The following is a 26,117-nucleotide window of genomic DNA, read 5'->3' on the forward strand; positions in this document are numbered from 1 at the left end:
GTGTCTTCCGCACTATTATTGGCTAACTGATTATCTTGGAGCATGCTAGTCATCACTTGCCCCACCGATGCTGCGCTGAATTGGGAAACCACGGAACTAGATTTGGCATCAACGGTTGCATTAAGCCTAACCTCTCCGGCATGCACATTGGTAAAGCCAACTACCGCTTTTCCATGGCTGTCGGTAGTGGATTGCTGATGGACAATGGAAGCACCATGATCGACTTCCCATGTAACTTCAGCGCCATTAATAGCTTGACCATCAAAATCTTTCACAACAAGCTCACCAGTATTCTCATCTGTACCATCTGGTTTACTGTTATTTTTTACCAACGATAGGTTGACGCTATTTACTGATTGGCTAAACATCACCGAAGTCGATCTCGAAAGCGTATCCACCGAGGCTTGAACAAGTACTTGCTGTGCCTTCTTGCTAGTGACACCAACATTCGCGATACCTTGGCTATCCGTCACACTAGTGCTTGCAGCCAGTTGAGCATCAGCCGAGACGCTCCAATGCACATTCACACCTGATGCAGGAGATCCATCAGACATAACGGCCTGTGCCGATAGTTCATCCGTTGAGATACCATCTGCAGGACTATTGTTTTTACTGACATTGAGTCTTAAATCGTTCAGGGTCTTCGCTAGGTCTTTTTTCTGATAAGCCAGCACAATGGCATTATTACGCTCAACCAAATCATAACGACTGCCCGCTAAACTGCGTTGTACTCCCACCTGAGTTGGCGATATTTGATCACGCCAATCGCGCCCAATGTCATAACGCAGGTTAAGATTAAACTGCGTGTCCGACATAGCACTCTGGCCACGCTTGTAATCAATCCCCATTGATATCAAAGGGATTGGCGTATAATTGATCCCTGTTGTCATTGCTGATGGATTACTTTGTAAATTATCTTTATCAAATAGAGCAACATCATCGCCATAATATTGCTCATACATTAATTTGGCACCCAACTGCGGATAAGCAGGTAAATAGCCTTCGACACGCAAATCAAAACCATCTGCTGGTTTTTCATTGTAATCGTCAAAGTCACGTGACTGGTGCCACTCGGTAGTTCCTATATAAGTGTTAGCGGATAACTTTAAATCATCAGTCCATGCTTCAGCGCCCACACCAATACGCCGGTTCTTTCCGGTAAAGTCATCATCAAAGAAGACGTTCCCACCGAACATCCAGTTTTTATGATAAAAAGTACGGACGCCCATTCCCATATTTCCTGTTGTGCGCCCATCTGGTGCTCGTAGACCGACTTGGGTAAACAACATTGATTGCTGAGAGTCATACAGCGGGGTTAAAAAATCAAATGCGCTATTGCCCCAATCTCCACTGTTATCAACGTTCAATTCAATGCTGGCCGTACCAAATTGACTCAGCCAACTTTGCATTTCATTAGTGGCAAACGAACCAGCGGTTGACTGCGCACTCTCGGCCACGCCGTGCTGGGAGACCTCCGCCAGCGTTGATCCCACCTGAGAAGATATAACGTTCAGGCTATCTGGCTGCATTACTTGCAGATCGGCTACCTCTGAAGAGGTGGCCGGTAAAGCGAATATAAAGAAAAAAAAGGTAAGAAGAATCGTCTGACTGCAAAGAAAAACCCTCAGCATTTTACACTGCATTATATTTATCATGACCATATTGCCTTGATTCTTACACAAAGATTGATTACCCACTTCTATATCAGCCAGAGCGCGCTTTAGTGATATAAAAATGAAAATATACGAGATAAAGAGATAGCCCAATAATTAATTTAATTACTGCATAAAATGAATACAGAGACATTTTCGCTATAAAACAACTGGCAATTATATTAAATTGACGTTTCAAAATAGCTTTTGGCTTATTTTGCTAGTTATCAGTATATTGTCAATCATTACTAATGTATGAAGAGGGGCAAAAAAAACTCATCAATATGCAGTCCAAATTTGGATACCAAAAATTCATTGAATTAAAGAATGCTAATTAGCAATACGTTCGCCAATTGTATGCAATCTATCACTGCAGCAATAACCTTGAAGCGCAATCCGCTCCGCGGCTCAGCGCTCTCCTCGCATAGATGGAAAGAAAGACGAAGCGATAGCCATCGGCTACTCAATCCAGTAGGGATGTCGCCAAATCTCAAACAATGTTTATTTATCTTGATGGTAAATAGCCCGTTCCAACGCAAAAACCATAAGAACACTTAAAGTATATACATGCCAATTTACACATAAAGGATCGGAGTGTTACAAAAACACCCGCTTCGTTTTTATTTTCTTGACGGGAAATATACGCCCTGTGAAATTTCGCATTATCGTCACTTTTTTGAGAGGAAAAACTCACGCACATGAATGGAATGGGAAGAAGATGCCATAAAAAATTTCATGACTAAATTTGATTTTGATGAATTAAGTTCCAGTACTTATTTTGAAGCCAGACCTAATCAGGTCATCATTGAGATTGATGGTGATAAACTCACATCGCCCTATGATACGAAAACCACCCGTTTTTCGGGGGACACGCAGTAATTGAGATATTAGAGCTTCATGACCGCTGAGTTCTCAGTCAGAGGAGCCGAATCCTAGAAAGCTAACTTATTTTGCTTTTATGCGCGCGAGACAATAGCGACGAGCCTCTATAAAGAGTCACAACGTTATTTGCTAGGGATTATTCGACAAAACAGGGTAAGTCGCCTGAGAGAATGGAGAACAGGCAGAGCAGAATGCCCTGCCCGTTGAGATTACTTAGATTCGCCTTCGCCCAGCGCTTTAAGCTTCTTAGATAGCTCACGGCGCTCTTTAGACAGATCGGCATTCTTGATGATGTAGTCATCAACACGATCTTCATAGTTTCCGCGCATATCGGCAATAATCGCCTGAATCGCTTCAACACTCATACCTGGCTTGATGTACTCGCTCAGGTTGTCCAGCAGCAACACGCGCTTTTGGTTGTCACGGATTTTCTTCTCATTATCCACGATTTCACGCTGCAGCTTGTTTTTACGGCGGAACATACGCACAAATTCCAGAACGTTTTGGAAAGTCGGCTTATTCACATTTTCCATCTTGATACCTTTGCTTAAGTAGAAAACTTCAAATCAGGCTGTGACTAACAAGATACCGTTTCACGGCTTCGAGGTATAGCCCCTCACTTTCTTTATATTACCCAGTTTAGCCAGTCAGCAATATGATAAAAACACATCGAATGGTGAATAAAGATGACCAAATGCTGCGTTTTTGCGCAAACGGTCTTTTTTGAAGCAAAAAAAATCCGGGCAAGCCCGGATCCTTGATTTATGTTCAACACTCAGAACATTAGTCTTGCAGCCACTCAGTGTGGAATACACCTTCTTTATCCGTACGCTTATAAGTATGCGCACCGAAGTAGTCGCGCTGCGCCTGAATCAGGTTGGCAGGCAGTACGGCTGAGCGGTAGCTATCGTAGTAAGAGATAGCCGCCGAGAAGGTTGGGGTTGGAATACCGTTCTGTACCGCGTAAGAGACGACGTCACGCAGCGCTTGCTGGTATTCATCAGCGATTTGCTTGAAGTACGGCGCCAACAGCAGGTTAGCAATCGAAGCATCCTGAGCATAAGCATCGGTGATTTTCTGCAGGAACTGCGCACGAATGATGCAGCCTGCGCGGAAAATCTTAGCGATCTCACCGTAGTTCAGATCCCACTTATATTCTTCCGACGCAGCGCGTAGCTGGGAGAAGCCCTGAGCATAAGAAACGATTTTGCCCAGATACAGCGCACGGCGTACTTTTTCAATGAACTCAGCTTTATCACCGCTGAACACCTGAGCTTTAGGACCAGAAAGCACTTTAGATGCGGCAACACGCTGATCTTTCAGGGAAGAAATATAGCGAGCAAAGACAGATTCAGTGATCAGCGACAGTGGCTCGCCCAGATCCAGAGAACTCTGGCTGGTCCATTTACCAGTACCTTTGTTAGCAGCTTCGTCCAGAATCACATCAACCAAATATTTACCGTCTTCATCTTTTTTAGTGAAGATATCTTTGGTGATGTCGATCAGATAGCTGTTCAGTTCACCTTTATTCCATTCGGTAAAGGTGCTGGCCAGATCGTCGTTAGACATATTCAGACCATGCTTCAGCAGAGAATAAGCTTCAGCAATCAGCTGCATATCGCCATATTCAATGCCGTTGTGAACCATTTTTACGTAGTGACCCGCACCATCGGAACCGATGTAGGTGACGCACGCTTCGCCATCTTCAGCAACCGCAGCAATCTTCTTCAGGATTGGAGCAACCAGCTCATAGGCGTGCTTCTGGCCGCCAGGCATGATGGATGGCCCTTTCAGAGCGCCCTCTTCACCACCGGATACACCGGTACCGATAAAGTTGAAGCCTTCAGCCGACAATTCGCGGTTACGACGAATGGTGTCTTGGAAGAACGTGTTACCGCCATCGATCAGGATGTCGCCTTTTTCCAGATAAGGTTTCAGAGAGTCGATAGTCTTATCGGTAGCTTCACCGGCCTTCACCATCAACAGGATACGACGAGGCTTCTCAAGGGACTCAACAAACTCCTGCACCGTATAGAACGGCACCAAATTCTTGCCCGGGTTCTCAGCAACGACTTCGTCGGTCTTGTCCGTGGAACGGTTAAAGATGGATACGGTATAACCGCGGCTTTCGATGTTGAGCGCAAGGTTACGCCCCATCACTGCCATACCGACAACGCCGATCTGTTGTTTGGACATTGGAAACTCCTGTCTAAGGGATGATACCTGCGAGGACTCTCCTCACAGCACATGTGTGGCAGCTATGTTAACTCAGCTTGCTATTAATGGGATAGCGATTGATGCGATAGATATTTCAAGCGTTCAGAAGGTGTACGCATACGTTTGCTAAAACTGTGAGTTTAAAATATAAAAAAAGCCCGCAAGCGGGCTTTTACAATTATGTTACCTATCTGAGCTACGTCGAAAGGATTAATCACCGCCGAACAGGTCACGGGTATACACTTTATCCGCTACATCAGCCAATTTCTCATCCATACGGTTAGAGATAATCACATCAGAGCGCGCTTTAAACGCATCTAGGTCGCGCATAACCTGCGAGTTAAAGAAAGTATCTTCTTCCATCACAGGTTCGTAAATAACGACCTCAACACCTTTAGCTTTGATGCGCTTCATGATCCCTTGAATGGAGGAGGCTCGGAAGTTATCCGAACCACTCTTCATAATAAGGCGATAAATACCCACCGTCTTAGGATGATGCGATAACACGGACTCAGCGATAAAATCCTTACGTGTGCGGTTGGCATCCACAATGGCGCCGATAAGGTTATTCGGCACTGACGAATAGTTTGCAAGCAGTTGCTTAGTATCTTTCGGTAAGCAGTAGCCGCCGTAGCCAAACGATGGATTGTTGTAATGATTACCGATACGAGGGTCTAAACATACACCATCAATAATCTGACGCGTGTTTAAGCCAAGAGCCTCTGCATAGCTATCAAGCTCATTGAAGTATGCAACTCGCATAGCCAAATAAGTGTTGGCAAACAGCTTGATTGCTTCAGCTTCAGTGGAATCCGTAAAGAGAACTTTAATATCTTCTTTAATCGCGCCTTCAACCAGCAGCGCAGCAAATTTTTCAGCACGCTCAGAACGCTCGCCAATCACAATACGGGATGGATGAAGATTATCGTAAAGTGCGCGCCCTTCTCGCAAGAACTCTGGCGAGAAGAAGATATTTTCAACCCCCAACTCTTCACGAATTTTCTGCGTATAACCAACCGGCACCGTCGATTTGATCACCATTACCGCGTTAGGATTAATAGCCATCACGTCTTTGATCACAGACTCAACAGACGAGGTATTAAAGTAATTAGTTTTAGGGTCGTAATCGGTCGGAGTAGCAATAATGACAAAATCAGCACCTTGGTAAGCGTCTTCTTTGTCGATCGTTGCACGGAAATTAAGGGGTTTATTAGTCAGATAATTTTCTATATCCGGATCGGAAATCGGTGATTTTTTCTGGTTCAACAGATGAACTTTTGACTCGATAATATCTAATGCCACAACCTCATGGTGCTGAGAAATCAAAATGCCATTAGAGAGCCCAACATAGCCTGTACCGCTGATTGCTATTTTCATCTTTGCCTATACGACAGAGTAGAGAGATTGAATATACTCTACCCCGTTGTATAGGGTCGTGAATAGACGCCGATATCAATTCGTTACTCATTCACGAGGCTTTCTATAAGCTTGTTGAAAAAAGGTTTAACTAAAATATTTATGTCACTACTTTACTTCTTATGCAAGGATGCCTGCACTGTTTTTAACCAGCTTCTAAATTCTTTCCCCTGCGATGGGTGATTCAGCCCGTATGCAACAAATGCCTCAGCATAACCCAGCTTTTCTCCGCAGTTGTACGCTTTGCCCACTAATCGATAGGCCTCAACAGGCAGATGCTGCAACATCGTGGCAATAGCATCAGAAAGCTGAATACGCTCCCACGCACCATAACCGGTGGTTTCAAGAATAGGCCATATTGAACCTGAAAGAACGTAGCGACCTACCGCAGACAAATCAGAGTTATACATCTCTGCATTCTCAGGTTTCTCAACAATAGAGGTCATGCGCGCCGTTTGGCCTGGTTCTAGGACTTCGTTATCACAATTAATAACGGAATACTCAGACAAGGCCTCGATAGGCGTTGACTGCACAAGAACCTGACTACGACCTGTCTCTTTAAACCGCTCAACCATAGCCGCTAGGTTTTCACTCGTAGCATCAAAAGTTGACTCATCGAGCAGAATATCTGGCAGCACTACAACGAATGGGTTATTACCCACTAGCGGTTTGGCACAGAGAATGGCATGCCCTAACCCCAGTTGCTTATGCTGACGCACGCTATTAATTGTGACACCTTTAGGGCAAATGGATTGCACCTCAGCCAACAACTGACGCTTAACACGCGCTTCCAATAAAGCTTCTAGCTCATAAGAAGTATCGAAGTGGTTTTCGATGGCATTCTTGGATGAGTTAGTCACCAATACAATTTCTTTGATGCCAGCAGCAACACACTCGTTAACGATCTTCTGAATCAGAGGAATATCAACGATCGGCAGAAGTTCTTTAGGAATTGCTTTGGTCGCTGGCAGCATTTTCATGCCAAGGCCAGCAACGGGGATGACGGCTTTTAGATTAGTCATTTTAGTGTTTTTCCAAGAATTCATGGCGTACTGTATTCGCAATTCCTTGTTCAAGAGTCACTGGAGCCTTGAAACCTGTTGCCGCAATATTGTTAGACTTGAATTGAGTGCGAGCACAGAATTTTTTAACTCGGATACTACTCACTGGGAATTCTTTTCCCGTGATCTTCGACAGTATATCTAAACAATACCCTCCAGTGATGCCAACCGCATATGGGATACGAATATTATTCTTTTTTCGATGCAACGCTGTACAAATAACATCCGTCAGTTCATTCATTGTAAAATCAGGTTTATCTATGTAATTAAATACATGGCGACCAGACTCAAATGTTGTAGCAAAGTTTAAGAAGGCTGCAATATTTTCAACATAAGCCATAGACTTCTGATTATTGCCAGCCCCAATCATTAAGAACTTACCTGAAGCAATTTGACGGAATAAATTGTAAACATTACCTCGATTGTTTTCACCAAATACAACGGTTGGTCGAATAGTTACTAATGTACGATCAGCATCCTTAGCTTGCCATGCATCATACACATGCTCCGCCTCAAGTTTTGACTTTCCATAGTCATTAAACGGATGAAACTCACCATCTTCACCAGTTTCTTTTTCAACAAATCCATATACAGCTACTGAAGATGTGAAAACAATGTGTTTAATACCTAACTGCTCAGCTGCAGCACAAACATTTTCTGCACCCTTTACATTCACATCATAGTAACGGCTAATAGGGTGAACGTTATCTTTATGCTCAGCAGCCAAATTTATTATGCAAGTTGTATCTCCCAACGCGTCTACCAAGCTAGTTTCTTTAGTAACATCACCATAGCAATATGCATCAGGAAAAACCTTACTCTCTTTAATATCAATTATTTTAAATGAGATGCCATGACAGCGAAGTAGAGAAGCAAGACGACTCCCAATAAAACCTGATCCACCGATTATAGCTAACATAACTACGTCCTATTTTTTCTTAAAAAAGAATACATATACTTCAAAATATATACTGGTAATATCCTTGGTAAGGATCTAGCAATAAAAATAATTATAGCATGAAATTTTCTATCAATACCTAAGTCTATTTTTAACTTTAAAAGCTTGTATTCACTTTTAATATAATCCCTACCTTTACGCCGTGAAATCATAGAGTCACCAGCTCTAACATAAACCAACACATCTTCCAAGTTATGAGTTTGGTATCCGTGGGCCAAAACTCTTAGCCAAAGATTATAGTCTTCCATATACTTGTGATCAATATAGCCACCTACTGATAAGATATCATCTCTCTTGAATGCGACCGACATATGATTAAATGGGTTTCTGATTTTTGCATATTTAAGAATCGCATTGTGTTCCATAACTGAAAATTTTACACAGTGTGACACTGAAAAGTCCTCATTGAACTCTTCAACAGCGGAGCCAAGAAGACTTATATTTGGATTCGAGTCCATATAATTAATTTGCTTATAAAACCTATCCGCGTCACATATGTCATCTGTATCCATTCTAACGATAACATCAGATTTGCAATACCGCATACCAATGTTGAGCGCAGAACCAAGTCCAACATTTTCACTTAAAGGGACTTCAGTTATATTTAGCTTATCGCGATAGTTAGCGATTAGCACCAATATATCTTCAGATACAGGACCATCTAAAACAATGACAACCTCTGATGGTGCTAATGACTGTACTGCAATACTAGCTAAACAGTCATCAAGACTATCTGCTTTTTCATTTTTATAAACCGACATAAGAACACTGAATCTAGGATATTTAACCATGTGCTATCTCTTCTACGAAGAATAAATCCCAAATAGATTTAATATTTTGTAGGGAATTACTAGTTTTAAAAATCGACGATCAATTTTTTTACAGCTAAACAAAAATAGAATCATTTTATAGTAAGATATTCTATGTATTGTTTTAGCCACCGTGAAATCTAGGTAGAGTGCAAGCTTTTCATAATCTTCTCGATTACATCGGTCGATATATTCCTTACAGATATAATTTGCTGCGCTTATATGATTTGATACATGGTGACTCACATTAGAGTTTTTACTAGCTGATACTCGATACATTATTGTAGGAGCATTCAATATTGCAATAGAGTCTGATGAGTATTTTAAGCAAAACCTAATCCAATACTCATAATCCTCCATAGCTTTCAGTTGAGGTTGAAAGCCTCCTAACTCAACAGCAAATTTCTTTCGTATAGATACAGAACTAGGGCCGCCAATAAAATTGCTAGAAAAAATATTCTTTTGTTTAACTGGCCCTGTTGTTCTTAATATTTTTTTATCATCAGAAAAAAATATGTTTTTCATAGAGACGCACAGACCGATATTTTCATTTTCGCTAAATATCTTACAATGAGATGCAACATGTTCAGATAGCCAGATATCATCATCATCAAGAAAAAACAAGATATCTCCTCTAGCTAGACTCATGCCTAAATTTCTTGCTGCTGCAGTCCCAAGGCTTATTTTATTATGAATATACTTCACATCGCCGAGAAGCTTTGTAGGACTGCATGATCCATCATCAATGACTATAATTTCATCAACCCGTACCGTTTGTTTATAGATAGATTCTAGAGCTTGAAGTAAAAGTGACTCTCTATTTTTAGTTGTTATGATGACACTAATATTCACTTTAACGCTCTCCATGCTTTGGATATTACCCCCTTTAACCTACATATAAAATAATGCCTCAGAAGGCTACTATACTCAGTTAAGTGAAAATTATACTTTCCTAATCTAATTGCTTGTAAAGCGAATAAAAATTTCATTTTTGTGTTTTTAGATAAGCACACCAGATTTATAAATATTTTAACAACTGAAAGATTGAACTCTCTGATTAAAGAATCACTTACCCCTTTGGGGATAGCTCTATATTTAAAACACTCAATAGAATACAATACGTCTAGTGACTCCCTCGCGCTTGTGTTTTTTGTTATACCCATAGGGTTAGAACGATAATAAACAAGAGGGATATTAAGGTCGATTAACTCTTTCGCCTTTAAGACTATAGACGGAATAGTTATAACATCTTCATATTTTTTTCCCTGCGGGAAAAGGGTGCCATCAAATAAGTTTCTTTTATAAACCCGCCTCCACGCATACCATGAGCCATCATTAATTTCATGTTTAATAATATCCTCACCGTAAAATCTCTTTAGGTAGAAGGAAGTATCCTCAAAGTTTGAGTCATCTATGTTAGTTCTATCTCCCTTAAAAAAGGAATAATTATATCTAATAATATCAGCATTATTTTTATCCAGTAAAATGCTTAAAATAATTTTAAGGAATTTGCTATGAAGCAAATCATCTGAGTCAAGATAGCCAATAAACTCGCCCCGTGCAACACTCAAACCTGCATTTCGAGCCGCGCTTAAGCCTTGGTTCTCTTGAGTAAGATATATTATGTTTTTATTTTGCTCAACAGCAAGAATGTTCTCAATAATCTCTCCCGAAGAATCAGTAGCTCCATCGTTGACAATAATTAGCTCAACCATATCATCAAACTCATTTTGAGAGATAACACTATATATAGAATCACGAACATAATCTTCAACATTATATACAGGCATTATTATAGATAGTATTTTTTTATCTCTCATAGAAAACAGCCTCATTATTTTTTCTCAAGCCGAATAGCATGCAAATCCAGATATAGTCGAAGAAGCCAAATAAAGCAAAAACATCAAAAAACATTCTTATAAATAAGGTCATAATTAAAAAGAACAAAACGACGTCTGTTCTAATTAAAAAAAATAATCGATAAATCATTATTGAAAAAAGTACTATAGCACAGATACCAAACCGACTTTGTAACATTATAAATGAATTATGAGGGTTTCCATTAAATGCCATTATTGCCGGACTATAAAAAAAATCACCTCCCAGAAAAAATCTTCTGATATCCATATTTTCTATATATTGAGACCACATTTCAAATCTTGGCGTGTCAAATCCAGACGAGATGTTCGTTTTATCTAGCAATGATGTAAATTCATCTAAACCCAAAAACGCAAAAGAAATTGAAAAAAATAAAACTATCATCGTGCATAGCACAACACCCTTTAAAAAACTCCCCTTGAAAAACTTAACGTATATTCCTAGAAGCAATACTGCGAAAGATAGAAATATGCCGCTTCGACCAAAAAGTAAAACTGAGCAAATCAAATCTAGTACAAGTGCGCTAAAATATACTTTTTCTTTAAATAAATATGAGGAAAAAAACAAAAAAACAGACGTCATCAGTAAAACTGCAGATACAATATTACGGCTATTTCCTTCAAATATAGAGTTGTATAGATTTTCATTGACGGTGCCAAACTTATATAGACAATAAAATACAAAACCTAGAAAATACAGGTGGGAGAATAAAAATGAAAATATTGAAAAATTAATAGCTACTCTTTTCTTCATTAAATGGCATGACAATAAAAAACTAGCAAAAAATATAAATGAGTTGACAATTATTGCAAGTCGCTCGCTTTCCTTTGATGTAATTAATGCGCCAAAAAGGAAAAGAAAAAGAAAAAAAACAGCAGTCAATAGTTCATTTTTTTTTATCCCATCAACCAAAACAAGCACGCTAGATAGCAACATGGCTACCATAAATATTCCAGGAAGAACACTACCGCCGAAAACGTAGCATAAAAATCCAATAACAAATATAGTAGAGTATAATATTAGCCATAATTTTTCAGCTGCATAATTTTTACTGTTCTTAGCTAACACAGATTTATCCATTGACATCAACCTTGTCAAAATCGAAAGTTTTAGAACCTTCAGAAATCGCGACATTCGTTAATCCCGCATATTTTTCTTTTAATAATCCAGATACAAACACAAAGCAATTTACTCTGTCCGTATTTATATTTAAGATATTAAAATGGGCACTACTCACAAATCCATAAAGATTAATTTTTTGATATTCCATTAATAACTGAGATATAATATCCTCAAAAATCAAATGCTTATTCAATGTATAATCATCAAATTCAGTTGATTTATCTCTAGGATGACAAATGTAAGTAACATTTTCAAGTGAGCGTACAAAAACCTTAATTTTTCTAGAAACCACAGAAAGTGGAGCATTTGGGACAAGTATTTCTGGCAAGACGGAGCCAATAACTATATTACACTCTTTTTCAATATTATTATCCAACGTAGTGCTGGCTATTGTTGATAAAATGTCTATATATTCGATATTATCAATAATGTTCTTTTTATTATTATATATAGTATAGTGCTTATATGATTTACTTATAATATCCTGCAGGTAAAACTTACGACCCAAAATATAGTGCCCTAAGGATTTTAAGCTTGATTGACTTTTGTCATTCTCGTAAAAAAAACTATTTTTGAATATATTAGCTGTACCATCATCATATGTATAAAGCTTATCAAAAGTAATAAAAGACAGTATATAATGAGCAATCCTATCATTTACACTAGCCAAATATACCTCATCGAAAATTTTATTTCTCAACAAGAATCGCAACTTCATCAATAAACCAAAACTGAATCTTTTATTTATTTCAATGCCATCTCTGCACATTTCCCTCAGCTTGGCGCAATAGAAATCAGTCTTCACAGTTTTATTATAATTATAATATATGAAAAAAGTATTTACTCCTTTTATTTTTGAGGATTCGATGAGCTTAGTTGCAATTAATATTTGGAGTGGGGTATAACAAATCAGCAAATTCATATAGTCGCCATTTTAATCATGTGTCGCCTAACAAAAAAAGATAGAATGAGAAGGCAGATCAAATTAGAAATTAGCATTGAAAGAGGAATATATTTCATTCCATGGCCAGCCAATATAAATAATATCCCCAAGTACGCTAAACTTGAAACACCAGTGCTTATAGCAATGAGTGTTGTTTTATTGAAAAAAAACAAATAGTTTACTAAAACAAGATATGGGACTTGCAACCCGAAACCAAACACAAAAATAGATACAAAGTACGAAAGCCCAACATACTTCGCACCAAAAACACAAGTAAAAAATGAATCAGGTAATAATAACGAGATCCCCCCAGGAATAGCTCCAGCAATCAAAGATATTAACACCCATTTAAAGATTTTATTCTTGCCATTACTATTCTTTAAATATTCAAAATAAAATGGCATCGATGCTTTATTCAATGCAGTAATAGCTACTAAGTATGCACTTGATATTTGTATCGATGCAGTATATTTAGCCAAGTCGGGAAGTGAATATACGTCAGCGATTACAAGCCGATCTAATTGCCCTTTAGAGAATAAACTTAGCTGATGTAGAATTAACGGTAAGCCGAAGGCTGCTAAATATTTGATATTCCTCCACGCCAATCTATTATTAAAAATCCTAATGAGTTTTATTTTTTTATTAAAAATAATAGTGCATATGCACGCAGATGAACATATAAGCAAAGCAAGACACAATGCAAGAATTCTGATTTTAGCTGTATACTCGAAAATATTAAAAAATAATACAGTAAAGCCTACGCCCATGATTGAAAATAATATTTGCTGCAAGCCGTACTCTAGGACTTTCTTTTGACATTGTTTAACCGATAGACTTATATTGAATACAGCTTGCAAATAAGCATATAACGTAGCCAATAACAGTAAATTGTTGTCAATAATTAAACTAATAAATATCGCGAATAAATTCAGCGTGCTAATCAAAATAAAGCTAGCGTATAAAGTACTATTTATGCCATTTCTTCCATAGCGATAATAATATCTTATAACGCCACCTTCAAAACTCCAATTTATAGCAATGATAACTAAAGCTTGAAGTGCATTAATTAGTCCAATTCTACCAAACTCGTCCATACTTAAAACTCGAGTCAGATATGGTAACATCATGAAAGGAACTAACTTTGCAAGCAGTTCACAGCTAAGATATACAACTGAGTGTGACAAAAGTTTCGAACTTAACTGCATTTTATACGCTCAGAAGATGTATATTATTCCAATAGAATGTCATTTTTTATGCCATATGTACTTGCTAATTAAGTTTAAGATCGTAAAAATCCTTGACCTCTTCCCCAAAATTGGAGGCGAGGAAGATCTTTATAATATCTAAGGATTTTCTCATAGAATCTTTTTTATAATATGGATTATTATCATTTTTTAAAATAAATTCAAACTCTTTTTGCTGACTAAATTCAATAGCCTCTAATATTTTAGCGGTATCACAGGGCACATCTATTACACTTCTACCTCTAACTCTTCCAGCCTGTCTGTTTCCAATATTAATCGTTGGGATTTTAAATGATGGAATCTCAATCAAGCCAGATGATGAATTCCCAATCAGCCCCTTGGAATATTTATTTAAAGCTAAGTAATCTTCAACTGTTACAGAAACCAAATATTTGGATGAGTATTTTTTACAAAAATCTAGAGTTCTTTTTGTTATTTTATCCGAACCAGTATCTGAATTAGAACCTATAAAAATAAAATCATATTTATGAGTATAGTTTGCCAGTGCCGTAAGTAAATTATCGAATTGTAATTCGGGAGCTTGATCTGACAATGTTTCTGGATGATAAACTACCATGAAATATGGTTTTGCCATTTCTCCAAATCTTTTGATAAGCTCTGACTTACTGGGTAACGGCATAGACAGCGCATTCTCAGCTCCCATCGCACCAACGTAAAATACAGTACTTGGCTTTTCACCTAATTGTATGATTCGTTGCCTATAAATTTCAGTCGAAGCTAAGTGGAGCTTACTCATCTTTGTGATCGAGTGTCTGATGAATTCATCATAGTTACCCAGTGTTTTCTCTCCCCCATGTATATGAATTATTGGCAAATTATTCATAGCTGCCGCGATCGCAACGGAAAAAATTTCGTAGCGGTCTCCAAGTAGGATTACTGCATCAAATTTATTCTTTTCAAAAAACTTGCCAAACTCTAGCTGACATATTGACATAGACTTTAGGATAGCTGCGTTATTTTCTGTATTAATATCAATAGGTATTAGTCTGCTAATCGAAAGCCCATCTTTTTCAATTATTTTATAAGTTTCCCCATATTTTTTTTCACAGTGCATTCCTGTAGCAACTATTGTTAAATCAATTCCTGATTCTTTATCTAGAGCTAGTAACAAATTTTTCATTATGCCATACTCAGCCCTTGAACCGGTCACATAGACAACTTTTTTCATTTATAGTACCTTCGATAACATTTTTTCTAATTTTTCGTATGCAGATCTTGTAAAGTGTAGTCCATCGGTAGTATATTCTTTACTCAGATTACCAAACTCATCGGTTAATCCTGTTGTTATATCAATGAACTTAATATCTTCTCTAAGATTCTGTTTCAGATAAACGTTTAAATCCTCAATCAACGAATTGTTTCGATCCATCCGCCCCCTAACTTTAGGTACAGATAATAAAAATATTCTAGTTTTACTATTTATTTTATTTATTATATCTGCTGTTTTTTCAATCCAATCTAACGTATTTTCCCTGCTCCAACCTTCAATAACAATATCATTTGTCCCACAAAACAAAACTACATTTTCGCCAAGCTTTGATATATAATTCTTTTTTAGTATGTAATCTAAATACTCATATGTATTAATTCCTGCAATACCTAAGTTGTTTATGCTCTTATTATTTATTTTTTTTATATCCCAATAGTCAAAAATTGAGTGCCCCATAAATGTTATCGGGTAGCACTTATTCATCTCTCCCTTTTTCTCCTCAATTCTATTCATTATTTGCAAGTTAAGATTTTTTTTTGTGTTTTTCTTATTCGCAATTGTTATTGCTAGCAAAAAATCTGTTTCATCATCTATATCAACAGAATCTTGCTTAGTCATAAAATAAGCTTTGCTATTCGGCCCAAAAAAATGCTGTTGTTTTAAGTATGAGTCAGTATAGCCAATAAAAATGGCTCCATTTGGGTAAAACTCCTGATGTTTCTGTCGTCTATAGCTAGAGTAATCTAGGTCAAAATTTTTTAGAGTTTGGTCTTTATCAATTTCTTTGATCAAAGATGATGATTTAAGACTTTCCGCTACCGACACTAAATAATCGCAATTCTTGCTATTTTCGAAGAGCGATGCAGCTTCTTTAATATGCCTCGAATCGCGAAATGGAGATGTCGGCTGTAAAAGCATAAAATAATCTGGTTTTCTATCTAATCTCGATATTACATCTGCAATAACCATATACGACGTCGCAGTATCAGAAGAAAGCTCTGGGCTTCTTAGTAAAACCTCGGCACCGTATTCTTCTGATATTTTTTTATATTCAAGTGAATCAGTAGAAACAATAACCTTATCGAATAAATTAGACTCAATAGCAGCCAAAATTGTATATGCAATTAGAGGTCGATCGATTAAGGTCAAGATGTTTTTATTTGGAAGCCCTTTAGATCCTGAACGCGCTGGTATAATTGCTACTTTATTATTACAAACCATGCATCATACCTCCTGAGGGGGGAAATCTTTATGTTGTATTAATTCATCGACAGCGAAATTTTGTGGTGCCCTCTGACCGATTAATTCATACCAATGCATAGGACTTATACCATTTCCAGGCCTCTTCACAGCAAGGTTCTCAATAGAAAAAATATCTCCTTTCTTTATCTCTCTTTTAGCTACAATTGATTTTCTCGCAACAATTTTATTTTTGCGCTCAGATATAGTAACCTTTTTGCAACTATCTCCTAAGGATTTTTCTACAGCTCTAATGCCTTGACACAATAGGCGTAATTCATCTGGAGTTACCGAAGCTTTATGGTCTGGACCAGGTAGGCTCTTATCTAATGTAAAGTGTTTTTCTATAAAACTAATTCCATATGGAACAGATGCTATTCCTGCAAAATATCCTACTGAATGATCTGAGAATCCAATGTTGTAGCCTTCAAATATATTTTTAAATGAATTAATGACATTTAAATTCACATCCTCATAAGGTGTAGGGTATTCAGTATTGCAGTGTAATATTGTAATGTCATTTTTTTTCATTCCGTTTTTTTCTAGCACAGACAAAGACATCAATATTTCATCAATAGTAGACATTCCTGTGGATAATACTATTTTTTTATTTTTAATTGGCAAGCATGCTATTTTCTCAAGATATGGAAGATTAAGTATTTCTCCCGACGGTATTTTCCACATTGTTTGACCTCTACTCGCTAGAAAATCGACTGAATCTAGGTCAAATGGGGTTGAAAATACATCCAACCCTAAGTCGCGGGCATATTTTTCTAAATTAATATAGTCATCATATGGCAGCTCAAGCTTCTTCGTCATCTCTAATTGAGAATCATTATTCCCAGTTGTTTGAATCTGGTACTCAGCTTTGGGTGCAAATTTTGAAATAAGAAGTTCTGCTTTAAAGGTTTGAAACTTGACAGCATCCACTCCCGCGTTTTTTGCCTCCTCAACCATTTTTTTAGCAATATCAAAACTACCGTTGTGATTGCATCCAATCTCAGCAACTATATATATTTGTTTCATTGTTTATCTTACCTTAATCAATTTTGTAGGTGATCCTGCCACTACTATATTGTTTGAAATATTCCTGATAACGACAGACCCAGAGCCAATAATAGCTCCACTGCCTATTTCTAATTGGCCATTTACCACAGTACAGCTTCCTATAAACGTCTTATCTCCGACTCGGACATCACCGTTCAGGACCACGTTAGTTGATATATTTGTGCAGAAGCCTATTCTATTCCCGTGCTCAACCAGCGCTCTTGTATTAATAACAACACCATTTTCAATGATGCTATCACAATTAACAATGGCCATTTTTCCTATATAAATACAAATACCAAGCTTTGCTCGCTTAGATATGATAGCTGTTGCATCAAAAACATTAATCATATCTAAATGATACGAATCTAATAGTTCGAACCACATAGCTCTTATATCAGGATCACCAATCGCAATAAAATATGAATATTTATCAGCACACTCTATGTTTTCAATACTATTTGCTAAAATACTTAGGCCTTGATGCATCCCTGTTTTATATGAATCAATGAAACCGACCAATTCATAAAGACCATAGTCTAGGCTATCAATGACTGATTTTGCAAATCCGCCGGCCCCTATAATTATTAATTTTTTTTTCATCAAATCACCATCGATATAGTTTTAATACATGGAATTAAACTTATGACTTATGACTTATGACTTATGACTTATGACTTACATGGTAACCAGCTAGGAAATGTTGAGTTGCAACTATATTCAATATTGAATCCACCCACGCTACCGCCCTTGGCTCATCAGCTACCAATGCACTGTTCAAACTTGCGGCGATGTGGCCCCTGTCGAGGGGTGCAGGGAGGGTACACCTCTGTGGAGAGCGCCTACCTCGGATGATTCTTAATCTAACTCCGTTTTAAGAACTTTCCCTGCGATCACTATTTCTGACGTTTTCAACTGCGGGCTAATTCTCATACTTCTAGCGGCCTGATACAAGGATAAATACGCACAAAAAGCTTAGCTGTTTTAGAAACGTGCAAATTAACATACAAATTGAAGTTTTTGCTGTCTATCCATAGTTTTCACTTATCCATAGCATGCTTATACTTGAATTCATCGGCTTAACAACCGATCATTCCTCAGGAATAACCGTAACAACTTAAAAGGTATAGCAAAGCATATGGAATGGATCGCTGATCCGACTATTTGGGCAGGGCTGGCAACACTGGTCGTGCTTGAGATTGTTCTAGGTATTGATAACCTTGTTTTTATTGCCATTTTGGCTGAAAAACTCCCGCGTCATCAACGTGATAAAGCACGTGTTGTGGGGCTATTGCTGGCGTTAGTGATGCGCCTGATTCTGCTGGCATCTATTTCCTGGCTAGCCACCCTGACTAAACCCATTCTTACCCTTGTCGATCATTCCTTCAGTGCGCGTGATTTGATCATGCTCACCGGTGGGATATTCCTCCTATTTAAGGCTACCGTTGAGCTCAATGAACGGCTCGAGGGTAAAGATCATGAGAATCATAATCAGCGCAAAGGAGCCAAGTTTTGGCCGGTCGTCATTCAGATAGTGGTTCTGGATGCGGTATTCTCTCTCGACTCAGTGATTACGGCTGTTGGTATGGTGGATCATCTTGCGGTGATGATGGCAGCAGTCTGTATCGCCATTAGCCTGATGCTGCTGGCTAGCAAGCCATTGACCAATTTCGTTAATGCGCATCCCACCATTATCATTCTGTGCCTCAGTTTCCTGCTGATGATTGGCTTTAGTTTGGTCGCCGAAGGCTTCGGTTACCTCATTCCGAAAGGCTATTTATATGCCGCTATCGGTTTCTCGGTAATTATCGAAATATTGAATCAGCTTTCTCAATACAATCGGCGCCGCTTCCTCTCCTCTTCTCGCCCGCTTCGTGAGCGTACCGCTGAGGCCGTGCTGCGTTTGCTGAGTGGTAAGCATGAGGAAGCACAGCTTGATGCCAATACCTCGAGCTTAATTGCCGATAACCGTGGTGAAGCCGACCTGTTCATCCCACAAGAACGCATGATGATTGAACGCGTACTGGGCATGGCGCAACGCACCGTCAGCAGCATCATGACGTCTCGCCATGATGTTGAGCAGTTGGATCTTAACGACCCGAAAAGTAAGCTCGACGAACTGTTGCAGAAAAATCTACATACCCGCATCGTTGTGACCGACGACGATGCCGCCGATGAGCCGCTGGGCGTAATTCACGTTATTGATCTCTTGAAACAGCAGCTACAAGGCGAAGAGCTTGATCTGAGGTCGTTGGTTAAGCAACCGCTGATTTTCCCAGAAGGCGTATCGTTACTGATGGCGTTGGAACAATTCCGGCAAGCGCAGACTCACTTTGCCTTCGTTGTTGATGAGTTCGGGTCTGTTGAGGGCGTTGTGACACTGACGGACGTGATGGAAACCATCGCAGGTAACCTCCCTGTCGCTGGTGAAGACATTGACCCTCGCCATGATATTCAGCAAAACGAAGATGGCACATGGACGGCAAACGGCTATATGCCGTTGGAAGATTTGGTTCTCTATATACCGTTGCCAATCGATGAAAAGCGTGAATATCATACTTTGGCAGGCTTATTGATGGAGTATTTGCAGCGCATTCCAAACGTGGGCGAGCAGATTAGAATCGGTGATTACATGTTTGAACCACTCGAAATCATCAGCCACCGAATTCTGAAGATAAAAATAACGCCGCTGGCAGTGCCTGAAGATGATTATGAAGTCTGATTAAACGTCAATAATCAAAATGTTATTATGAAAAAAGCGGGCCGAGCCTAATGCTGGTCACTTAAGCGCGATTTTAGGGGAAGTACACCGATGGGGTCGTAGCAGCTTTAGCTGCCGGAGCGCCCCGCGGTGTGCTAGCCCCGTGTATCTCGATCTCTTAAACGATCAGCCTTAGGGCCAAGCCCGCTTTTTCTATACATACATTACGCTGTGATTGTTACAAATGAACCGGAACCAAAATTTCGGTAGCGACAATGACGACAATCAATCCGACCAACACCGGAACAGAAGTGCGTTTAACGACTTCAAATGGAGATATTTTTGCCATCCCCGCGACAGCCACAACCACACCAGACACCGGCGACAGTGTGCGACCAAGGTTGGAAGCTTGCAGCATAGGGATAGTTAGATAGGCTGGGTTAACGCCCATCTGGGCTGAAAGCTTAGGAATAAGCTCCACAAAAGCGTAAAAAGGCGCGTTACCCGACCCCGTCGTCATTGCAGCCAGCATGGTGATGACCACCAGCACCATCATCATCACGATACCACCGGTGCCAAACGACTGAGCCAGATCGATCAGGCTGCTAATAAAACCAACCGTGCTGAGTCCTTGTGCAAATACACCAGCGGCAACCAATAACATCACAACGCTAGCAAAAGCATCCGCCATGCCGCGGTAGGCGACTTCCAACCCAACAAATACTTTTTGCGCATCAAAGCCACGTAAGAATTCAATAATAGCCGCGCCTAGCATGCAAATGACCAGGACAGTAATAATATGCAGTTCAGGCCCCCACTTGCCGTCAAAGATCAGAACACCGACAATCGGCGTAAAAGGCAATAACGCATAAAAACTTGGTGCATTAGTTTTAATTTCGCTAACGTCCAACATCTCATGCGAGACGTTTTCTTTTTTATCTAAATAACGCTGCCAGAAAAAGTGCGCGATGGCCATACAGATAATGGCGGCAATAGAAATCGGCAGCGTGGTTTTAAAAGCAAAATCAATTAATGGCATTTCAGATGCTTTCGCAGCCAGCACTACGTCGCCAGAGGTCGGCGCAAGAATAATTGCCGCGGGAGATGCACAAATCGCAGCAGCAGCGCCACGGCTGATACCAACGTTAACCATCACAGGGAATAGCGTTGCCATCAGCAATACGCCCAGTCCAGTTGCAGAGGAAACAGCCAGCGACATCAGGCAAGCAACAAAATATGCCGCGATCATCAGCAAATAGGGAGAGTTAATATATTGCAGCGGACGCGATGCGAGTTTCACCACCATATCGTTTGCACCGATATGAGTCATATAAGCGGCAAAACCACACAACATCATAATCATCATGCCCAAATCGCCACCGCGGCTCATCAGCAACACTTTGATGTATTCCACAATATCGGTGGCACTCAGCCCCGTCGGTTTTGCGCTGGCCGGTAATACCTGATGTCCCATTAATGCACTAATAATAAGTAGCAAAATGCCGCCTACCATTAATACACCAGTCGCCGAATAGCCCTTGATGATGTACCGCCCAACCCCTGTCGCAACGAGTACACCAATTAACAACTCAATCATATAAAAGCCTCTATAGGTATTGCTTTAAATAAGTTCTCTGCGGAACTTGAATAGCTTTGCGATGAAAAAAAGAACGAATTAGCCATCGAAAGCCAATAAACCCAGCAAACAGTCGAACTTTGCCGAAAAAGGCAGACGATTTTACTGACTTCGGTCAACGATTACCCGTGTTTGTTTATGCCGTGATAAGTTTGTGATTTGCCGCTTAATTCAATCTTTCTCGATTGCAATTTAACGAAATTGAGAAAGCAATAAAAAAAGCCGTAGCACTCAGGCTACGGCTTCGAAGAAATACTTAGTAAAGAAATTGAATTAGAGTTTATTCAACAACCGCTCTACATCTTTCTTATCTTTTGTGTCTTTGTCTTGATGCTTACCCAGCCAATTATTGAGCGCGTCTTTGGCTTTTTGTTGCAGTTGGTCACGTAAGACTTTATCTGCATCAAGTGAGTAACTCAGTTGCTGCCAAGGGCCATAAATCCGCAGAGGAATAACCGCATTCTGTAACGCTTTAACCACGCTATCTTTGCCATTCCATCCTTCAAGCACCCGCACATTCAAATTCATATCGCAGTTTTGGTTTTCGAGATTGACCAATCCTGAGCCACCAATGGTCAAAATCTCTGAGCGGCCAAAGAACCGAGTGATTCGCAAATTGCCATTGCGTAATACCGTGTCTGCTTTGAGTTCCTGTACCTTAGTATAATCAGAATAACTGTCTTTACCCGAGACATCCGAATGGTTCCGAATCACCGCTTGCTGAATTAATTGCTGAATATTCATGCCCTGAAGTCGAGCATTAGCTAATGAAATATGCGCATGGCCATCCCAATTCTGCATCACATCAACCAGCGTCATGCCCTTTCCGTTAAATTCGCCGGTCAGCGTTAAATCGCCTACCAGCGCATCGGGTTGGCTGAAAGCATGAAGAACGGGTTCTAAGGTTATATTTTCTATCTGCGGCGTTAAACGGACCTGAGCAGGCTGGTTGTCCACAACTGCAAGCGTGCCTTTTGCCTGAAACGTTCCTTTACCCAATCGACCGCTGATATTCTGTAATGTGGCGTTGCCCTGCTGATTTTGTGCCGCCAAGGAGAAGTCAGCGAGTTTTAAGCCATGATAAATCACTTCGTTGGCCTGAATTTTTAACTCAGCAGTAAAGTCTCGTAAAAATGCCATCTCCCCTGTCTGGGCAATAGATTCTGGGTTGGATGTGACCGGAGAACGCAGCGTTGCCTGCTGAGAGGTATTGGCAGAGCCATCAGCGCCTTCACTTGGCGGTGTCCAGCCCAACAGGTTATCAAGATTAAGCGCAGCCGACTGCAAATCCACTTTGTAAGCCGATGTACCATTTTCCTGCATTGCGCCTTGAATACGCCCCTGCAACTGACTTTGGTTGGCTGTCACCAGCAAGTTTGAAATATCAATTTGCTGCGGCTGTTGTTGGTAGCTGACCGTTGCACTCCCCTTCCCAGCAATTCCACTGGTAGGTAATCCGACCCCGGTCAGTTGATAATCAAAGTTAGAAACCACGGCGCTATAGCGCTGAGGGTAGCTACTTAAATCAACGTTCGCGGCAAGTTTGAAGTTAAGATCGCGCTGGTTACGATTGATACGACTCGATAACTCAATGCTAGCCTGACGCGCACTATCCTGATCGATCGATAAATTAATATCGCGCATATTAATCTGGTCATCTTTATCCTGCTGCCAGATCAATAAGCTATCTCGTACCTGAACTTTTTTGATGTTCAACTTCCATGCGACATCGCTGGACAGTTCGCGAGATCCCGATGGCGCAATCGGGGAATTCTCAGGTTTCTGAGGATCGCTACCCGGCGTGAAACGAATAACGGCACCTTTTAGCATCACCTGCTTCACATCAAGCTGATGAGAAAGAAGAGGCCAAAGGCCGACGTCTAACCGCATATTCTCGGCGCTAATAACCGGCTGTGCCGCTCCGGGAGCAGTCAACGACATTCGTCCGGACAAAATGCTGAGACGAGGCCAGACATGCCAACGTAGCGAACCATCTACCTGCAATTCGTAGCCCGTGCGCTGCTGTACTTCTTTCGTCATATAACTACGGAAGTCGTTGGGATTAACCAGCAACACCAGCGCGGTCATTCCAACAGCCAGCACAACCAGCAGAATTACAATGGTCGTTAAAAATCGTCTCATGCCATCCTCTATCTAAAGACAAGCGGTATACGAGCTCAATGTCATAACCGTCAACGCTATCGCTAGGCAGCTAAACACCAAGGACATCAACAAGCATCAATCTTTATCAATACGACTCGCCACCGCGCCCTGCTGATCGCGATATTTTGCATCTTGGCGGCTATTATAAGGACGCGCTGCTGAACCAGATAGTGGCTCAAAGCTCAGTGCACCGATTGGCATGCCAGGACGAAGCGCCAGCGGCAGCTTACCTGAATTGTAAAACTCTAGCACAATGCACCCCTGCCAGCCGGGATCGATACGGTGTGCCGTGACATGCACCATCAGCCCTAAACGCGCCAGCGAAGAGCGTCCATCCAGCCAGCCAACTAAATTGTCCGGCAGGGTTACCGATTCTAAGGTCACCGCCAGCGCAAGTTCGCCGGGATGCAGGAAGAAAGCTTCTTCTTCACCAAGAATGATCTCATCGCTCATCACGCGTTCTAATGCCTCAGCCACTTCAGCCTTGGGCCCACTGAGGTCAATGTAGGGTGCGGTATGCCCACGGAAAACACGAAACTTATTCCCTAAACGCACATCAACGGTAGCACCGTTAATACGGTCTACTGGCGGACGAGGTGAAATAGTGAGTTTTCCCGCGTCTAGCCAAGCTTCAATATCGCGGTCACAAAGTCTCATGGTTTTCTCTCCGTTACGGGCAAAGCAGCAATGGCTGCAAACTATGGCACATACTACCTTATGACACTTAGTTTCTGAAATGCCTCACATGATTTGTCGATAAACTTTTCACTTATTGGTTTTATTTCACCCAGCTGTTGGCATTTCAGAGACTAACAATCGTCCTATACAGCCCTAAGATGGGCTTTTTCAGAATAATTAATTCGTAGGTTATACGACTCACACTTTGCGTCTATTGCCTCATCGTGGCTCTGAAACCTGCGTTGAAATAGAGGAAAGTAAATTATTATGACTGAAATGATATTTACGATGGGTAAACCCGAGGTATTGTTGCGCCAATCAACGTTGACTTTAACTTTTGTCGTGGAATCCGTCGCGTATTGGCATAAAAAAAGGCCGAATTATCGGCCTTAATATTTTCCGTTCAAAAATGCTTTATTTAAAGAACTGACTAATTTTCGCTTTCAGAATATCGATTGCAATGCGGTTTTTACCCCCACGCGGCACGATAATATCTGCGTACTGTTTAGAGGGTTCAATAAACTGTAGGAACATTGGACGCACAGTTTTCTGATATTGCGCCATCACCGAATCCATTGAACGACCACGTTCATTCACATCGCGTCGGATACGACGCATCAAGCAGATATCCAGCGGGGTATCAACGAAAATAGAAAAATTGAGCTCATTGCGTAAGCGAGCATCGGTCAACAGCAAAATCCCTTCTAGAATGATAACTTTCTTTGGTTCTAGGTGGATGGTCTCTTGTTTGCGGGTGTGCTCTACATAGCTATACTGCGGAAGTTCGACGGCTTTACCTGCTTTTAACATCTGCAAATGCTGAAATAGCAGGCTATGATCCATCGCGCTTGGATGGTCGTAGTTGGTTTTAACACGCTCTTCCATCGTCAGATCGGTCTGGTCTTTATAGTAACAATCTTCCGGGATCACACCGATGTGCTCCTCACCCACTTGTTCACGTAATTCACGATAAAGTGTGCTGGCGATCAAACTTTTGCCTGAGGCAGATGCGCCCGTGATGCCAATAATGACGCACTGATGGGAGTTGTCAGTCATATAATTTTTAAGACCTGGTGTTAAATGTTCGACGGGGGGCTAAGCAGAGACAGCTCACCGCTGCTTGCTTGGGACGCGGCAATTATAGGGAGTTACGTGGATTGATACCAGAATTTTGCAGGTTTTAATCGGTGAAATTGCGGGCATCCAGTTTAATGCCCGCATTATACCCGCCATTCAACGC

At 40.4% G+C, this 26,117-nt stretch carries 22 protein-coding genes; 2 read left to right on the plus strand and 20 right to left on the minus strand.

Features of this window, described 5'->3' with window-relative positions:
• Positions 1-1,529 (minus strand): inverse autotransporter beta domain-containing protein (locus HMPREF3091_RS09840; RefSeq protein WP_210403551.1); only part of this gene is annotated, 1,529 nt, incomplete at its 3' end.
• An 825-nt stretch (positions 1,530-2,354) separates the two neighbouring features.
• Here HMPREF3091_RS09840 and HMPREF3091_RS22870 point away from each other — a divergent pair.
• Positions 2,355-2,531, plus strand: coding sequence for a hypothetical protein (locus HMPREF3091_RS22870; protein ID WP_246839974.1), 177 nt, complete (start codon positions 2,355-2,357; stop codon positions 2,529-2,531).
• A 212-nt stretch (positions 2,532-2,743) separates the two neighbouring features.
• On the opposite strand, the gene tmaR is transcribed toward HMPREF3091_RS22870, so the two are convergent.
• From tmaR to HMPREF3091_RS09920, 15 genes are all read right to left on the minus strand, one after another.
• On the minus strand, positions 2,744-3,067 hold the full coding sequence (gene tmaR / locus HMPREF3091_RS09850; protein ID WP_004089583.1) for a PTS system regulator TmaR: 324 nt from the start codon (positions 3,065-3,067) through the stop codon (positions 2,744-2,746).
• 250 nt (positions 3,068-3,317) lie between these two features.
• Positions 3,318-4,730: an NADP-dependent phosphogluconate dehydrogenase gene (gene gndA / locus HMPREF3091_RS09855; RefSeq protein ID WP_039186182.1), complete on the minus strand. Its 1,413-nt coding sequence runs from the start codon at positions 4,728-4,730 to the stop codon at positions 3,318-3,320.
• 231 nt (positions 4,731-4,961) lie between these two features.
• Complete coding sequence (locus HMPREF3091_RS09860) at positions 4,962-6,128, minus strand: nucleotide sugar dehydrogenase (RefSeq protein WP_004089587.1); 1,167 nt, start codon at positions 6,126-6,128, stop codon at positions 4,962-4,964.
• Between the two features lie 152 nt (positions 6,129-6,280).
• The gene (locus HMPREF3091_RS09865) at positions 6,281-7,189 is read right to left on the minus strand and encodes a sugar phosphate nucleotidyltransferase (protein WP_070715622.1); all 909 of its coding nucleotides are present in this window, start codon (positions 7,187-7,189) and stop codon (positions 6,281-6,283) included.
• A 1-nt stretch (position 7,190) separates the two neighbouring features.
• The gene (locus HMPREF3091_RS09870) at positions 7,191-8,147 is read right to left on the minus strand and encodes an NAD-dependent epimerase/dehydratase family protein (protein WP_070715581.1); all 957 of its coding nucleotides are present in this window, start codon (positions 8,145-8,147) and stop codon (positions 7,191-7,193) included.
• A 2-nt stretch (positions 8,148-8,149) separates the two neighbouring features.
• A complete protein-coding gene (locus tag HMPREF3091_RS09875) occupies positions 8,150-8,977 on the minus strand; it encodes a glycosyltransferase (protein WP_070715583.1) in 828 nt (275 codons plus the stop codon).
• A 12-nt stretch (positions 8,978-8,989) separates the two neighbouring features.
• On the minus strand, positions 8,990-9,847 hold the full coding sequence (locus HMPREF3091_RS09880; RefSeq protein ID WP_168168181.1) for a glycosyltransferase family 2 protein: 858 nt from the start codon (positions 9,845-9,847) through the stop codon (positions 8,990-8,992).
• Entirely contained in the window at positions 9,844-10,815 is a 972-nt protein-coding gene (locus HMPREF3091_RS09885; RefSeq protein WP_070715587.1) for a glycosyltransferase family 2 protein, read from the minus strand. Before HMPREF3091_RS09885 ends, HMPREF3091_RS09880 begins: the two co-directional genes overlap by 4 nt.
• Complete coding sequence (locus HMPREF3091_RS09890) at positions 10,805-11,953, minus strand: hypothetical protein (protein WP_070715588.1); 1,149 nt, start codon at positions 11,951-11,953, stop codon at positions 10,805-10,807. Before HMPREF3091_RS09890 ends, HMPREF3091_RS09885 begins: the two co-directional genes overlap by 11 nt.
• Positions 11,946-12,917, minus strand: a complete 972-nt coding sequence (locus HMPREF3091_RS09895; protein ID WP_070715589.1) for a glycosyltransferase family 52 — start codon at positions 12,915-12,917, stop codon at positions 11,946-11,948. Before HMPREF3091_RS09895 ends, HMPREF3091_RS09890 begins: the two co-directional genes overlap by 8 nt.
• On the minus strand, positions 12,914-14,143 hold the full coding sequence (locus HMPREF3091_RS09900) for a lipopolysaccharide biosynthesis protein (protein WP_070715591.1): 1,230 nt from the start codon (positions 14,141-14,143) through the stop codon (positions 12,914-12,916). Before HMPREF3091_RS09900 ends, HMPREF3091_RS09895 begins: the two co-directional genes overlap by 4 nt.
• Positions 14,144-14,207: 64 nt before the next feature.
• Positions 14,208-15,371, minus strand: a complete 1,164-nt coding sequence (gene neuC, locus HMPREF3091_RS09905) for a UDP-N-acetylglucosamine 2-epimerase (RefSeq protein WP_070715594.1) — start codon at positions 15,369-15,371, stop codon at positions 14,208-14,210.
• Positions 15,372-16,634 (minus strand): cytidylyltransferase domain-containing protein, encoded by a 1,263-nt coding sequence (locus HMPREF3091_RS09910; RefSeq protein WP_070715596.1) that lies wholly within the window; start codon positions 16,632-16,634, stop codon positions 15,372-15,374.
• A 3-nt stretch (positions 16,635-16,637) separates the two neighbouring features.
• Complete coding sequence (gene neuB, locus HMPREF3091_RS09915) at positions 16,638-17,678, minus strand: N-acetylneuraminate synthase (protein ID WP_070715598.1); 1,041 nt, start codon at positions 17,676-17,678, stop codon at positions 16,638-16,640.
• A gap of 3 nt (positions 17,679-17,681) precedes the next feature.
• Positions 17,682-18,302: a NeuD/PglB/VioB family sugar acetyltransferase gene (locus tag HMPREF3091_RS09920; protein WP_070715601.1), complete on the minus strand. Its 621-nt coding sequence runs from the start codon at positions 18,300-18,302 to the stop codon at positions 17,682-17,684.
• A 535-nt stretch (positions 18,303-18,837) separates the two neighbouring features.
• Between HMPREF3091_RS09920 and HMPREF3091_RS09925 the strand changes: the two genes are divergently transcribed.
• Positions 18,838-20,421, plus strand: a complete 1,584-nt coding sequence (locus HMPREF3091_RS09925) for a TerC family protein (protein ID WP_039187586.1) — start codon at positions 18,838-18,840, stop codon at positions 20,419-20,421.
• A 217-nt stretch (positions 20,422-20,638) separates the two neighbouring features.
• Here the strand turns inward: HMPREF3091_RS09925 and dcuC are convergent, their stop codons facing one another.
• From dcuC to udk, 4 genes are all read right to left on the minus strand, one after another.
• A complete protein-coding gene (gene dcuC, locus HMPREF3091_RS09930; protein WP_004089600.1) occupies positions 20,639-21,997 on the minus strand; it encodes an anaerobic C4-dicarboxylate transporter DcuC in 1,359 nt (452 codons plus the stop codon).
• A 312-nt stretch (positions 21,998-22,309) separates the two neighbouring features.
• The gene (gene asmA, locus HMPREF3091_RS09935; protein ID WP_070715604.1) at positions 22,310-24,178 is read right to left on the minus strand and encodes an outer membrane assembly protein AsmA; all 1,869 of its coding nucleotides are present in this window, start codon (positions 24,176-24,178) and stop codon (positions 22,310-22,312) included.
• 96 nt (positions 24,179-24,274) lie between these two features.
• On the minus strand, positions 24,275-24,856 hold the full coding sequence (gene dcd, locus HMPREF3091_RS09940) for a dCTP deaminase (protein ID WP_070715607.1): 582 nt from the start codon (positions 24,854-24,856) through the stop codon (positions 24,275-24,277).
• Between the two features lie 435 nt (positions 24,857-25,291).
• Entirely contained in the window at positions 25,292-25,933 is a 642-nt protein-coding gene (udk, locus tag HMPREF3091_RS09945; RefSeq protein WP_004089611.1) for a uridine kinase, read from the minus strand.
• Between the last annotated feature and the right edge of the window lie 184 nt (positions 25,934-26,117).

It is taken from the genome of Hafnia sp. HMSC23F03 (assembly GCF_001816025.1).
Lineage (GTDB): Bacteria > Pseudomonadota > Gammaproteobacteria > Enterobacterales > Enterobacteriaceae > Hafnia > Hafnia paralvei.

Excerpts from the sequence above, each read along its gene's own strand:
- HMPREF3091_RS22870 (WP_246839974.1), top strand. The coding sequence starts at position 2,355 with ATGGAATGGGAAGAAGATGCCATAAAAAATTTCATGACTAAATTTGAT.
- tmaR (WP_004089583.1), bottom strand. The coding sequence starts at position 3,067 with ATGGAAAATGTGAATAAGCCGACTTTCCAAAACGTTCTGGAATTTGTG.
- gndA (WP_039186182.1), bottom strand. The coding sequence starts at position 4,730 with ATGTCCAAACAACAGATCGGCGTTGTCGGTATGGCAGTGATGGGGCGT.
- HMPREF3091_RS09860 (WP_004089587.1), bottom strand. The coding sequence starts at position 6,128 with ATGAAAATAGCAATCAGCGGTACAGGCTATGTTGGGCTCTCTAATGGC.
- HMPREF3091_RS09865 (WP_070715622.1), bottom strand. The coding sequence starts at position 7,189 with ATGACTAATCTAAAAGCCGTCATCCCCGTTGCTGGCCTTGGCATGAAA.
- HMPREF3091_RS09870 (WP_070715581.1), bottom strand. The coding sequence starts at position 8,147 with ATGTTAGCTATAATCGGTGGATCAGGTTTTATTGGGAGTCGTCTTGCT.
- HMPREF3091_RS09875 (WP_070715583.1), bottom strand. The coding sequence starts at position 8,977 with ATGGTTAAATATCCTAGATTCAGTGTTCTTATGTCGGTTTATAAAAAT.
- HMPREF3091_RS09885 (WP_070715587.1), bottom strand. The coding sequence starts at position 10,815 with ATGAGAGATAAAAAAATACTATCTATAATAATGCCTGTATATAATGTT.
- HMPREF3091_RS09890 (WP_070715588.1), bottom strand. The coding sequence starts at position 11,953 with ATGGATAAATCTGTGTTAGCTAAGAACAGTAAAAATTATGCAGCTGAA.
- HMPREF3091_RS09895 (WP_070715589.1), bottom strand. The coding sequence starts at position 12,917 with ATGAATTTGCTGATTTGTTATACCCCACTCCAAATATTAATTGCAACT.
- HMPREF3091_RS09900 (WP_070715591.1), bottom strand. The coding sequence starts at position 14,143 with ATGCAGTTAAGTTCGAAACTTTTGTCACACTCAGTTGTATATCTTAGC.
- neuC (WP_070715594.1), bottom strand. The coding sequence starts at position 15,371 with ATGAAAAAAGTTGTCTATGTGACCGGTTCAAGGGCTGAGTATGGCATA.
- HMPREF3091_RS09910 (WP_070715596.1), bottom strand. The coding sequence starts at position 16,634 with ATGGTTTGTAATAATAAAGTAGCAATTATACCAGCGCGTTCAGGATCT.
- neuB (WP_070715598.1), bottom strand. The coding sequence starts at position 17,678 with ATGAAACAAATATATATAGTTGCTGAGATTGGATGCAATCACAACGGT.
- HMPREF3091_RS09920 (WP_070715601.1), bottom strand. The coding sequence starts at position 18,302 with ATGAAAAAAAAATTAATAATTATAGGGGCCGGCGGATTTGCAAAATCA.
- HMPREF3091_RS09925 (WP_039187586.1), top strand. The coding sequence starts at position 18,838 with ATGGAATGGATCGCTGATCCGACTATTTGGGCAGGGCTGGCAACACTG.
- dcuC (WP_004089600.1), bottom strand. The coding sequence starts at position 21,997 with ATGATTGAGTTGTTAATTGGTGTACTCGTTGCGACAGGGGTTGGGCGG.
- asmA (WP_070715604.1), bottom strand. The coding sequence starts at position 24,178 with ATGAGACGATTTTTAACGACCATTGTAATTCTGCTGGTTGTGCTGGCT.
- dcd (WP_070715607.1), bottom strand. The coding sequence starts at position 24,856 with ATGAGACTTTGTGACCGCGATATTGAAGCTTGGCTAGACGCGGGAAAA.
- udk (WP_004089611.1), bottom strand. The coding sequence starts at position 25,933 with ATGACTGACAACTCCCATCAGTGCGTCATTATTGGCATCACGGGCGCA.